9 protein-coding genes are annotated in these 13474 nt (G+C 40.6%); 1 reads left to right on the top strand and 8 read right to left on the bottom strand.

All coding sequences use genetic code 11. The features are described from left to right. Positions 1 to 15: 15 nt before the first annotated feature. The 3 genes from F0361_RS18670 to F0361_RS05450 are packed head-to-tail and all read right to left on the bottom strand — an operon-like array spanning position 16 to position 1114. Positions 16 to 159: a hypothetical protein gene (locus tag F0361_RS18670; RefSeq protein WP_161598206.1), complete on the bottom strand. Its 144-nt coding sequence runs from the start codon at positions 157 to 159 to the stop codon at positions 16 to 18. After that, on the bottom strand, positions 137 to 571 hold the full coding sequence (locus tag F0361_RS05455; protein WP_154917538.1) for a hypothetical protein: 435 nt from the start codon (positions 569 to 571) through the stop codon (positions 137 to 139). Before F0361_RS05455 ends, F0361_RS18670 begins: the two co-directional genes overlap by 23 nt. 3 nt (positions 572 to 574) lie before the next feature. After that, positions 575 to 1114, bottom strand: coding sequence for an RNA polymerase sigma factor (locus F0361_RS05450; protein ID WP_154917537.1), 540 nt, complete (start codon positions 1112 to 1114; stop codon positions 575 to 577). Between the two features lie 501 nt (positions 1115 to 1615). Between F0361_RS05450 and F0361_RS05445 the strand changes: the two genes are divergently transcribed. Beyond that, entirely contained in the window at positions 1616 to 1870 is a 255-nt protein-coding gene (locus tag F0361_RS05445; protein WP_154917536.1) for a hypothetical protein, read from the top strand. Here F0361_RS05445 and F0361_RS05440 read toward each other — a convergent pair. From F0361_RS05440 to F0361_RS05420, 5 genes are all read right to left on the bottom strand, one after another. Next, the gene (locus F0361_RS05440; RefSeq protein WP_154917535.1) at positions 1867 to 3570 is read right to left on the bottom strand and encodes a CRTAC1 family protein; all 1704 of its coding nucleotides are present in this window, start codon (positions 3568 to 3570) and stop codon (positions 1867 to 1869) included. The genes F0361_RS05445 and F0361_RS05440 overlap by 4 nt on opposite strands. After that, positions 3558 to 4913, bottom strand: a complete 1356-nt coding sequence (locus F0361_RS05435; protein ID WP_154917534.1) for a vanadium-dependent haloperoxidase — start codon at positions 4911 to 4913, stop codon at positions 3558 to 3560. The genes F0361_RS05440 and F0361_RS05435 overlap by 13 nt, the downstream gene beginning before the upstream one ends. 2 nt (positions 4914 to 4915) lie before the next feature. Beyond that, complete coding sequence (locus tag F0361_RS05430) at positions 4916 to 8257, bottom strand: VCBS repeat-containing protein (RefSeq protein ID WP_154917533.1); 3342 nt, start codon at positions 8255 to 8257, stop codon at positions 4916 to 4918. Between the two features lie 62 nt (positions 8258 to 8319). Next, a complete protein-coding gene (locus tag F0361_RS05425) occupies positions 8320 to 10197 on the bottom strand; it encodes a RagB/SusD family nutrient uptake outer membrane protein (RefSeq protein WP_154917532.1) in 1878 nt (625 codons plus the stop codon). A gap of 8 nt (positions 10198 to 10205) precedes the next feature. Beyond that, positions 10206 to 13358, bottom strand: a complete 3153-nt coding sequence (locus tag F0361_RS05420) for a SusC/RagA family TonB-linked outer membrane protein (RefSeq protein ID WP_154918502.1) — start codon at positions 13356 to 13358, stop codon at positions 10206 to 10208. Positions 13359 to 13474 lie beyond the last annotated feature (116 nt).

Below are 13474 nucleotides of genomic sequence, written 5' to 3'. Positions count from 1 at the left end.
TAACAAACGGTGGATTCAATGGTTCGTGGCTGGTAGGAAGCGGAGTTCAGTGAGATTCGCTTCTTGTTCCTCCATCCTGGGCGTATCCACATTCAAGCTCCAAAAAAAGGCTTTGTTCAAAAAGTGATATTTTTTTCTAGGGCTGGCTTCCTTCTTCATTTTGTTCCTTTTTTAGTCGATTTACGAAGTTTTTATAGGCAAGTTCTCCCTCTTCCTTCCAAAAGGCATCGTAATGCTCCCATTCTGAAAAATCCCTTCGCATGGGTCTGCATCGGTTTTTGAAAAATTCTTTTTTCCTGGATTTTTTCCTTTTGTCATGGCTGCCCCCGCCACCTCCAAATCCAAAAATTATTTTGGACAATAACAGAATACCCAAGGCCTGCCAGTAGCCCACCGTAGGTAATCCGAATAAATATGGCATCAACCAGTTCCACAAGTACATAACTACGTAACCCACCAAAAATGCAATTCCTATACCCAGCAGTACAAAAAAGAAGATTTTCACTACTTTTTTTACCGATTCTTTTACAGTGTTTTCCACCTGTTTTTCAATGTTTTTGCTTGTTTCCATAACTCATGTGTTTATTTTTTCCGATTTTAATTTTTTCAACAAAATGGACAGGGCCCTATGTCTTCTTGACATCAGTGTTCCAAGTGTTATACCGGTCTGGTTCGCTATTTCCTTGTAGGTGTATCCTTCAAAGTCCACTGCGATGATGATGTCCCTGTAGACCGGTTTGAGCGCTGCTATGGCTTCTTGCAGCTTCTCTTTCAATTCCTCTGGATAGGTCTCCTGAAAGTCATCCTGAAACAGACTCGTGAATTCCGTCCATAGAATTTCCAAGGTTTCCCCATCATCTACCCGTTCTTTTTTCGTGCGCATGATATCAATGATCCTATTCCTGATCGCTTTGTAAACAAAACCGCCTATATTGTGAATGGGCAAGGCGTCCAAAGGCCTGGAGAAAATCCGTAGCGCAACATCCTGAATAATATCCTCTGCATCACTTTCTGCCGTGTGCCTTATTTTGGAACGCACATAGCCCTTCAGCGAACTGTATTCTTCCTCAAAGAACTCGGTTAGGTTGTTATTCTGTTGTTTTCTTGAAACCACTGATGGTTTTTCTTTAGGTCCTCACTACTAGAGACGACGGTTTTAGAAAGTATTGCGTTTTTTTCAACTTTCTTTTTAAATGGACGTGAAAGATCCGGTTTTGTAACAATAGAGCCAGTGGAAATTTAGAGGTAGGAGGTAATGTTTATGAAATCTATACCAACAATTGTAGTCAGTAACTGGAGCAAAAGCACATTATTTATCTTTATGTGACGGTGAGAGGGATTGACTGAAATAATGGATTGGTTTTGCGCAACCTAGGGACTATTTTGTATCTATTTGCAAAAAAATACAGTGAAAAACCTAATAACCCACCTTTCAATACTATTGTTTTTGGTGATTTCATGTGATAAAGATAGTGAGCGTGAAAACCAACTGGCCTATCAGGGATGCGATGAGTCCAACTTAGTACGGGAATCTAAAGAGTTATGAATTATTGACCGGTAATTGGAGATTGACCGATGCCGCTTGCGGAAACTGCGCTCCTAATACGAGCTTTGATTGGGTGAAAGAAAAATCATCGTTGCATCATTTGCAAAAGAGGGCACTTTTTCGGTTGTCGAAGATGGAGTTGAAGTCGACCGAGGTTTATGGCGAATAAAAGAAACTAATGATTGGACAATTATTGAGATTGAAGGAGAATCCTATGTATATTTTTCAAGTTTAACTGAATCAGCCATAATTTGTGATGGCTGGTTGGTCTCAGATGGAACCCCAACTGATGGATTAGGGTATTTTTATAAAAAGTTGGATTAAAGCGGTTTTTTCCTTTTAACTAGGATGTACCGAGCCATTAAAGCTACAATAGATATAAAAATTGCAACATACCATTTGAAACTACTTTGCTCCGTTTCAGTTATGGTTAGGGATTGATTCACATTTTGATTTAGGAGTATTTGTCGATTACCCCCTGTCCAATCCACGATAATGGAATCTACTTTTGTGCTATTTCCCAATCCGAAATGACTTATAACGGAATTCTGGGATAGATGACTAGATCCTCCTCCGTCTATTTCCCTAATCAATTTTTTGCTATTTGCAATTACAGTTACTCTAGAACCTATACCTGAAGTTTCGGAGGACATCCCTTTTAAGGCAACCTTCAGCCAATTGCCATTTGAAATATCATTTCTGAACAATTTTGTAGCTGATTCTATGGGATAATCTAAAATGGGGATTTGGTTCACTACCAATAAATCTTGATCTCCATCATTGTCCATATCAAAAAGTACAGAGCCCCTTCCAATGCCATAATCATTCACCTCAAGTTCCCTTCCACGTTCAACGAACTTATTTTCTTGGTTCTCAAAGTAGAAGTTTCCCATGGGTGTACAATTAGGGTTCAAGTCACCATTGGATACGAAAAGGTCCAAATCCATATCGTGATCAAAATCCGCGAAATTGGCACCCCAGCTTATTGCCAGATTATAGGTCCCCAATTCCTTTGCCCTATCTACAAAGGGCTTTCCCTTCCCTTGGTTTTCCATTAACCAATTGAATTTGATATTGGTGACATAATAGTCCATCCAACCATCCCCATTATAATCCCCAACAGCTGATCCCATGGCGTTTATGGTTAAATCCATTCCGGTTTCGGCACTGGCATCACGGAAGGATGGCCAAGGATACTCATTTTCATATAGAAAATTGGGTACTGCCTTATATCCAAAATCTTGATTTACCAATAGGTCTTGGTCTTGATCATTATCAAAATCAGTAAATACACCACCAAATCCAAATCCTTTATGACCTAGGCCATAAGACTCGTAAACATCCTCAAATTTTTCTCCATTTTTGTTTAGCAAAAGGTAACTTTTAGCCGTTTGATTGGCACTTACAATGGTTGCATCTTTTATAATTCCTAGTTTTCCCTTGAATTCTTGAAAATAGTTGCCGATGAAAACATCTGGAAAGCCATCCGCATTGATATCCCCAAAACTAATACCGGTGCTAAAGGAATTGAGGTCATCCAAACCATAGTCTTTGGTAGCATCCCTAAAAGTTGAATCCCCATTATTCAGAAAAAGAAGATTTTCCGCTCTTGGGATTTTATTGGAACCATCAGTGGTGGTAATAGTGGTTATAAAAAGGTCTCTAAACCCGTCCCGATTCACATCCGCACTGGCAGCCCCTTGTGTAACATATAGATTGGATTTTCCCAAACCAGATGATGCGTATATATCCTTAAATTTTCCATTTCCTAGGTTAAGGTACAATGCATCTGAATTCATGCCACCTGTAATAAAGACGTCTTCGTAACCATCGTTGTTCAAGTCAAACACGGTAGCGCCCCCACCAAAGGTACCTTCGTACACTTTATATTTGTGGTCAATACCGGCGGAATCGGTCACATCCTTAAAAACGTTTTGCCCCTTTGTGTTGGCATAAGGAAAGACAAAGATGCATAGTATGAGAATTCGAAGTGTCAATACAAGATGTATTCTCAATTTTTCCATTTTAGATTGTTCACATTGGTTGCAATTTCTACACCTTTGGCAAGTCCAACTTCATTGTCAATAGGAGTGTGTATGCCCCCATAAAAACGCGAATCCGCAGTTTCTTGGGCAGCTTCCCAGAAGGAGTCAAAGCTCCGAATGGTAAAATCAGTATCCCTCACCTTATCTCTTTCCCTTCCTTCATGGGCCCTATCCGTAAATTTGAAATTTGTCCCATAATTGTCTTCTAGGGCCGTGGCGGCAGCCGCCGCCTGTATGGCATGCCCCGAGGGGAATGCAGGAAAGGGAGGGTCTGGCCAAAAGGACTCCCACTCCTCATCAATATATTTAGGGACGAACGTATTGGGTCTTTCGGTAAAGAAGGCATATTTCCACTTCCAACACTCAATAAACGCATCCGCCACCGAAATACCTGTTTGTGCATAGGCTTTTGCCACTGTGATTAAATCGGCCCCGCTGGATTCCGCAGCTAGTGTAGCAATGTAATAGGAATGGCCTGGAGGGGTAAAAGAAACATCCGGATCATCTCCCCACCAGATGGCTGATTCTTTTTCCGCTCTGGTAAGTTCACGTTCCTTTTTATAAACGGCCTCAAACTGCTTGTAATAAGGAGAGCCAGGGACTGTGTCATATGGTAAAAATTCAGGGTCCTCAACTTCTGCATTTGCCGATACAAAAGTTCTATTTTCCCCCCAATGTGGATGTAAGGGATGATGACTGAATGATTGTGCAAAAAGAGGAGGCTTCCATGAACCGGGAAAATCCGGATGTATAATTTCTTTATCGAAATTATGCAGATAACCTCTGTGTCCACCATCTGTCTTGGACCATTCAAAGATGGCTTGGGCCACCTCCTTTCCAAAAGAAATGGAATTGGTAACCATATCCTCCTTTAGGTTTTTGGAATATTGTTCATAAATTCGGCGCTCCAGAGAATCAATTTTTAGGACATTTTCCTCCGAAGTTTGTATATAAATATCCCTTAATATGGATGCTTGAGCAGCATTTAGGGAAAGTACCCAATCGTATTGCTTTTCGGTATCTGGTTTGGGTAAACTCTCCAATTCGTTTAGTTGTCCCTCTAGACTATGGTAATCCTCGTATCCGTGAACAACACTTTCATACATAGTTAGACCAATGTAACCAAAGGCTCGTGAGGCAAAAGTTGGTGAATTGGATGGTGTATGTTGGGTTATGAACAAAGTTAATTTTGCCCAGGCTATCGCTACTTCATTAGGTTTAAGAGGTGCCGGTTTCGGTTGATTTTCGCACCCTATAATGGCAAAAAAAGTAATTCCCACCAGTAAGATTATGAGATGCCTGTAGTATCTTTTTCGAAACATGGTTAATTCACTAGTTTATAGGTCTCCAATGGTTTTCCATAGGCTTGGATCAAAAGATTGTCATTCATAAGTACACCATTTACCTGACTACCCCTGATATCCAGGCCGGACTGGTTTTGAGGGATATACTTAAACCCGCCCTGAGTATCTTGAAGAAGTAAGGTTCCGTAATTAGCATCAAATTTTCCAATTCTTAACTTATAATAATCATCATTTCCTAGTAATAGTAGATCTTTCAAGCCATTATTGTCAAAATCATGGATCAAGATTTTTGAGATAGGTGAAAACTGGGCCTGAATGGGTAACTGTGACTTCTCGAATTGCCCAGTTCTATTATTTATAAAGAGCGAATTTTCCGTAAAATTTACGTTTAATTTATGTGCACTTGATAGTACTTCTTCTGAAAATATATCTGTGAGCTTAGCCCCTGAATAGTCTTCGTAGCTGGTATATTTTTGTTTTAAGTATGCAAGTTGCCCTAAAAGCTCATCCCTTGTAAGATATGGGTAACTGGTTTCACCTACATAAAAATTTAGAATAGGATCAATGGCGCCGTTTTTGTCAAAATCATCATATACAAGGGTCGCAGGATGTTCCTCATCTATTTTGAATTGGATATTGGTTCCTAAATTACCAGCGACAATATCTAAACGACCATCATTATTAATATCTTGAATTTCAATGGTAGTCCATAAACCCTTATATTCTTTATTGAAGTAAGATGAGGTTTCGTTCTTAAAGTTTCCGTTATGGTTTATGAAAATACTTATGGGCGTCCATTCTCCAACAACAAAGAGATCAAGGGCACCATCTCCATTAATATCCGCGAACTTAGCATCTGTTACCAAGCCTGGAATTTTTAAAATCTCATTGTTAGCGTCATCCCCAATTTGGAATTTTCCATTTCCATCATTTACTAATATATAATTTGGCGAAGTCTCGGGGTATCTCCCCGGTAGAATTCCTCCTCCAACAAAAATATCCGGATGGGAATCATTATTGATATCACCTATAGCAATGGTACTAGTATTTTCTAATAGTTGGGGGAGAGCCTTATTATTCTTTTTAAATCCTCCCATTCCATCACCAAGATAAATTCTATCTTGAAAATGTATGTCATTTGGATTGAAGTTGTGATATCCGCCGCTGGCAATGTAAATATCCAAATTGCCGTCCTTATCAAAATCTGAGACGGAAATATCGGTATCTAGACTTTGAGTGTCCAATGAAAAATCGGGAATATTTTTCCCTATCATTTTCCCATTTTTTTGCTGTAGGAATAACGAAGTTTGCTGTCCCACCCCACCACCTATTATAAGGTCTTCCAAACCATCATTGTTAAAATCTCTCATCTCCATGGCCGGACTTCTATGTGATATTTGCTTGGGAAGCAACGATTGTCTTTTAAAGTCGTTTATGTTTGAGGCTTTGTTGGTGTAATCAACCAGGCTTGAGGTTATCTGAAAAAATTGATTGTTTTTCTTCTGGATGTTTTTTGTATTTCTGGCATCCGCCTCATTTAAAAGGATTGTTGAATTGCCCTTTACATCATATTGGGTTTCAACTTTACCTGAATTCCAACGTACAGTTAAGGAGTCGATAGTAGTCGAATCGCCAACCCCAAAATGCAGTACTTGGGATACTGTTGAAAGATAACCACGGTTAGGTATTTGTTCAAGAACCTGAACAAGGCCATTAGAATAAACGCTAACTTTTGAACCGATACCTTGTGTATTTTTATCTTCCCCTTTCAACTTTACTCTCAGAAAGGTGTTTTCTGTTTTTTCGGAAATATTTTCATAAACAAAGGCGGTTTTATTGATATTGTTGACGATCAATTCTAAATCACCATCATTGTCCAAATCGGCATAGGATGCCCCATTACTATTCGAAGGATGAAGAATACCCGCGTTCTTGGTATTATTGGTAAAGGAAATTCCGTTATTATTGGAAAAATAATAATTGGTAAGGTCTGATGAAGGCATTTGCTCAATTAGCTCCAAAACATCCTGTCTTTTTAAACGCCCTTTGGATTGTACAAAATCTTCCATATAATTTATAAAATCCAAATTGGTATAGTCTCTGTAGTAACCGTTTGTAACAAAAAGATCTTTGAACCCATCATTATCAAAATCGGCCAATAAAGGGGCCCAGCTCCAATCTGTGTTGGATATTCCTGATAACTGTCCTATTTCACTAAAGCTGTTATTTCCGTTATTTAGATGCAGCATATTACGCATATATTGATAATGGAAACCGCTACGGATATTAAGGTCGAATTTTTCGTAGTTATCGGGAGAGAGCAAAAGCTTTTGTCTTTTGTTGTCCTCTGGTAACATATCCAGTGTATAGATGTCCTGAAGACCATCGTTGTTAATATCGGCAATAGAATTGCCCATAGAGAAATGGCTGGTGTGGCCTAATTGGGATTTAAGTTGATCTTTAAAGGTGCCGTCACCATTATTAATGTATAGGTAGTCTGGTATGGCATAATCGTTGGAAACATAGAAATCCAATAAGCCGTCGTTATTTATGTCGCTTATACCTATCCCTAGGCCGTAACTCAGCCCTGATCCATTTAAACCGCTTGTTTTGGTAACATCCTTAAAACTACCATTATCCTGTCTATATAACCTCAGTCCCTGTAACGGGTCGTCCTTCTTTAAAATATCCTTTGTGAGAACTTCATTTAATACAGGTAGGGATTTGGGACTATGGTTTAACAACAGCATGTCCAAATCCCCATCTTTATCGTAATCAAAGAAATAGCCCTGATTGCTGTACGCTGGACTATCAAGTCCGTATTTTTGAGCTTCTTCCTTAAAAACAGGGATGTTTTCCACGTTATTTCCCTGATTTATAAAAAGCTGATTCCTTCTTTTTTCCTCTGGTAGTGCACCAGAATAGCAAAGATATAAATCGAGCTTGCCGTCACCATTAACATCGGCTACGCTGACCCCCGTTTTCCACGGCCCTTCTCTTCCTAGCACTTTTGATACTTGGGAAACTTCCTTAAACTTTAAATCACCTAAGTTGATATAGAACTTGTTTTCCCCCATATTCGAGGTCAAATAGATGTCTTCAAGGTTATCACCGTTGAAATCTCCCACGGCAACTCCACCTCCATTATAAAGGTATTCATATACAAGTACGTTGGCGTTAAGTCCTTCCTTAAGAGTATTTTGAAAATGAATATTGGTACTTTCCGGTGAAAGTAGATCAAACAGGGTTAGCTCCGTTTTTTGGGAATTTGGGGTATTCAAAACATCTTTTTCCTTTGGTTGCTCGCACCCAATTAAGGAAATTATGAGAAAAATTAGCGGTATTTTTTTATTTTGAAGCATATCCCTAAAATAAAAAATCTATCCCCGCGAAGGGATAGATTTTCTAAAGAATTACCAATTGATCAATAACCCGGGTTTTGTATCAGCAATTCATTACGGTTTATTTCGTTCCTACTTAGAGGCATGAAATACATTTTATCGTCCCATGTCCTTGTTTCATTATCCGTATTATCGATTACATTGTATTCGTAATCATAGACGGTAGTGTCCTTCCTATAAGGTGAAAGGGGAGTAGCACCAGGCTTCAGTGTTGCATTAACCCTCATTACTTTTATACCTCTGCCCAAGGTCTCTTCTGCAATCATCCATCTTCTTGCGTCATGATATCTATGTTCTTCATAAGCTAGTTCCACTCTTCTTTCGTTGATATAGTCTTCCAGCAGTTCTGTTCCAGAGGAACTCAGTGCGGGCATCCCGGCCCTAAATCTTATTTTGTTCAACCAGTTCAGGGCTTCTCCGTCATCACCCGTGGCGATACATGATTCTACGTAATTTAATACAATTTCGGTATATCTTATAAATGGCCAAGGGACTACCTGCGCACTGGATTGATTATCCACCACCGCCGGGTCTGGATCAATGAATTTTCGTACGTAATAGCCTGTTCTGCTACCATTCCAATTTTCAATTGGCGAATTTCTCGTATCTACACCTGGAATGATTCCACCCGATCCATCATCGTAGCTACCAGTTTGAATTTCGTCAAAAGGATCGATTATTGCTACTGCCGCAGGTCTAGGTTTCCAGCCAGCACCATCATACAAGATTGTTCCATACATTCTGGGATCACGATTTTCGAAAGGTGCCGAAGCATGTTCTGGATCGTTCCAATCAAAGTCGCTTCCATCCATCATTTGGTAGTCGTCCACTAGTTGTTGTATAGGTGTGTTACCGGCCCAGTTATAATATCCATTGGGCCCATTATTTATGCCCTGGTGGATTCCTCCCAAGGGCCAATTACTTTCTACCGTGAATAAAGGTGTATGTGTACGCTCGAACAAAAGCTCCGATCTAGCCGCTGGATCACCTACTGCACTACCACCACCCATGGCCATGGAAATATAATTTTGAGTTCCTTCCTCTGGGGTAACAGGGCTCGATAGGTTCAGTTTATAACCACTTGTTTCATCCAACAGTGCCTTGGCAGCATTCTTCGCGGCATTCCAACGTTGCATTCTATCTCCAGAAGGATAAGCAACCAACTCAATATTGGAGTATCCAGCATGTGCTTGGGACCTGGCAGTTGCCGTGGGCCCATCTCTTAAATCACTAGCTGCATACAGCAAGACTCTTGATTTTAAACCCATAGCACTTAATTTTGAGGCCCTGCCGGGGGTAAATTCCTTACCGTCCAGAAGGTTTATGGCCCTATCCAAGTCCGCTACAACGAAATCTACGTTTTCCGCATATGTATTTCTGGCCACGGAATAGTCTTCATTAAGACCATACGGGCGATCTATCAAGGGGGCTCCACCATAGTAGCGCATTAGTTGATGGTAATAATAGGCCCTAAGAAATAAAGATTCGCCCAAGAGCCTATCCCTCAAGGTTTCATCTTCAAAAGTTGACTCTGGAAGTTCTTGGATGGCTATATTTGCCTGTCGAATAGCGAGATATAATTCGTCCCATTGCGGAACAATCCTGTTATTTCCAGCAGCCGCCGGTGAGAGAGACCCTTCGGTTATAACGTTGATGTTTCTTCCCGAGTGGGTGAACATGGCCTCATCCGTTATAGAGGCGAGCGCTTCTTCTTCAAAGCCACCATATCCCAAAAATGAATATACATTGAATACGAAGGCTTGGGACAAAGCCCCATCGGCCCAAGTAGCATCCGCAGAAATTGAATCAAGCGGTTGTGTCTCCAAAAAGTCCTCGTTACACGACAGCGGAATCATTGCTGCCATTACAAGGCCCAATAAAACAATTTTTCTTTTTTTCATAACGATTTTTAAAAGGTTAAACTGAATCCTGTATTTATTATCGATTGTTGCGGGTAAAACTGGCCATTGGTCGTAGTAGACTCCGGATCGTATATATCTTGGGCCGCCCAAGTGGCTAGATTTAGGCCGCTTACATATACTCTGAAGCCTGATATACCGAAAGTATCTATAAGTTTACTAGGAAAATTATAGGCCAATTGCACGTTTTTCAATCGTATGTAGTCCTTGCTGAATAAAAAATAAGTGTTATTTCCAAAATCACCTCCGGTGTAGTATGTATCTCCTCTACTTGCCAGTCTAGGATGCTCGCTACTAGGGTTCTCTGGGCTCCAACGATTATCGAAACTATATTTTAGGAAATTTCCAATGTCTCCTGATTCCGTTTGAATGGGTAGCTTGGCTCCCGTTGCACCTTGAAACAATACGGCAAGATCAAAGTTTTTGTAGGAGGCGTTGAAAGTTATACCAAAGTTGAACAATGGATTGATACTATTATTTAATCGTACTTGGTCAAGGTCATTAATTACACCGTCCCCATTTACGTCTCTAAATTTCATGTCACCAGGTTCCAATTGAGGTTTTACCGCGCTATAATCCAAGGTGTTGGCTGCTATTTCCGCTTCATCTCGGAATACTCCGTCTGATTCGTATACGAGATAGGAGCCTATGGGTTTTCCCTCCTGTAATTGATACTCCGGTGCGCCGGGAATTTCATCCAAGAATACCACGGTATTCTGGGCATAGCCTCCATTGAAACCTACGTCCCATTTGAAGCCATCGGGGTTGCCACCATAATAATTCAGGGCAAACTCAAAACCTTCATTGTCTACCTCACCAGCATTTACTGGCGGTAAAAGGTCTGCAATACCCGATGAGCCAGGTGTTGAACCCGTTTCCTGAATTAAGATTTGATCTCGTTTGTTTAAAAAGTATTCCAAGGTAAAACTTAATTTTCCATCAAGAACTATACCGTCCAAACCAAGGTTGAAATTGTTCGCCCGTTCCCAAGTAAAGCTTGGATTCGCCAATAAAGGTTCCGTAAGCGTAGTCTGTACAATTCCATCAATAGGATATTGGCCAAAATCATAAATGGATAAATACGCATATTCTTGTAAATCATTGTTAAAAAAGACTTGGTCATTACCCATTTGTCCATAAGAACCTCTTAGTTTTAAATAATCGATTCCCTTTACATTAAACCATTCTTCGTTGCTAATGTTCCAACCGGCCAAAAACCCTGGAAAGAAACCAAACCTGTCCTCACCAGGAAAGATGTAAGATCCGTCGTATCTCCATATGAACTCAGCCAAATATTTTTCCTTAAAGTTGTATTGAGCCCTTCCATAGTAACCAAGTCGAGTCCTGTTATATCCAAAGCCATCGGTTTCTTGGCCCACTTCACCACCAACGCCTATTTGATCTACGGCATCTGAAAGGAAATTTCTTCTGAACGCCGAGAGGAATTCTCCTTGAAAATTTTCCCTGGTTACACCTGCCAAGACGTTTATGGTGTGGTCGTCGCCAAATGTCCTATCATAGTTGAAGATTGCCGTGAGGTTCGTATTTAATACGTTTAAAGAGGATTGGGTAAGTCTAGGGTCCGTAAAGTTAGATCGTATGGTACCGCTCAAGACGGGTTCACCAGTTTCTATGTATCTGGCCCTGTCCAAAGAGAAGAGTTCCCAGGGTGTTTGCCAGAGTTTTCTTCTTTGTTGGCTTTGATCTACTCCTGCCAATAACGTTAACTTTAAGCCATCTATCCAAGGATTTTTTATATCTACTGACCCTGTAAACTGAAGGTAATCCGTAGGCTGCTTGTCATATCCTGTAGCATTGGTCGTAACTACGACCGGTTGTTGACCGTTTTCAATATCGGGTCCAGGCAAACCGTTGGGCCAAATAGCGGGTTCATTAGGTCTACCACGCATTAGCATTCTAAATATGGCTCCCGCTCCCTCCGTAGGAAAGGTTCTATCTTCTTTTCGATAGCCCATGTCCAGTTTTGTAGTGATGTAATCGTTGATTTTGGCCTCCGTATTTATCCTGAAATTGTATTGTTGATAGCGGTTTGCTGAATTTTTATATATGGCTCCTTGGTCTGCATACCCTAATGAGGCGAAATATGTAAGTGCATCCCCACCTCCGCTGATCGTTAGGTTATGTCGCTGTTGCTCCGCCCAATCTTGGAAAGTATCACCAAACCAATCGGTATCTGGGTATAACCAAGGGTCGGCATTTGTTCTATGACCATTGACGGTTTCAGGACTAAATGCCGCGTTCACCGTTTCGCCGGTGCCAGGAATTGTATAGCTTCCGTTTGTTTGTAAGGCCGTATTTGCAGCGGACCACTCATTTACTGGGATATTACTATTAAAAATGGTCAATTCGTTCATAATGGTAAGGTATTCTACTGCATTTGACATTTCAGGTACTCTTGTAGGCCGGGTAAGTCCAAAGTCTGCCTTATAGTTTAGCTGCATTTTACCTTGTCTTCCTCTTTTTGTTGTAACAATGATAGCTCCATTCGCTGCCCTTGCCCCATAAATGGCTGCTGACGCATCTTTTAAAACGGAAATATTCTCAATGTCCTCAGGGTTTATTCGTCCAATTCCTCCATCTCTGTCGGGTATTCCATCAATAACTACAAGAGGTTGATTGTTTCCCAGAGTGTTGGTACCACGAATATTTATTGAAGATTCGTCATTTCCTGGCTCTCCACTGGTTTGTATTATGACCACACCAGGTAGCCTTCCTGCCAAGGAGTTGGAAACGCTTATCGCCGGCGATGCTTCCAAAACGGGCCCTTGTACACCTGTTACGGCACCTGTCACCGTCGTTTTTTTCTGTGTTCCATATCCAACGACAACTACTTCCTCAAGACTGGCAACATCTTCCTCCAAGGATACGTTTATAGTAGATTGACCATTTACGGGCACTGTTAATGTTTTGAAACCTATATAGCTGAATCGTAAACTTGTATTAGAATCATCCAAATTAATGGAGTAGTTACCGTCAAAATCCGCTTGAACACCTCTTGTAGGGTTACTTGTGTCAATAATAGAAACCCCGGGCAAGGGCAAGCCATCCACAGATGATTTAACGGTTCCAGAAACCGTGGTCTGGGCCGTTAGTACCGTAAATGATGAAAAACATACAATCATAACAAAAGCAAGGCAATCAATTGACTTACTAGTCCAAAAGGCTACGTAGTTTGGAAAAATTTTCATACAGACAAAATTAGGTTGGTTAACGAAAATATAAAAAAATTATGATTGTG

The organism is Maribacter flavus, assembly GCF_008386635.1.
GTDB classification, from domain to species: domain Bacteria; phylum Bacteroidota; class Bacteroidia; order Flavobacteriales; family Flavobacteriaceae; genus Maribacter; species Maribacter flavus.
The sequence above is the reverse complement of the archived record's forward strand: the minus strand, read 5'-3'. Positions and strand labels throughout refer to the sequence as shown.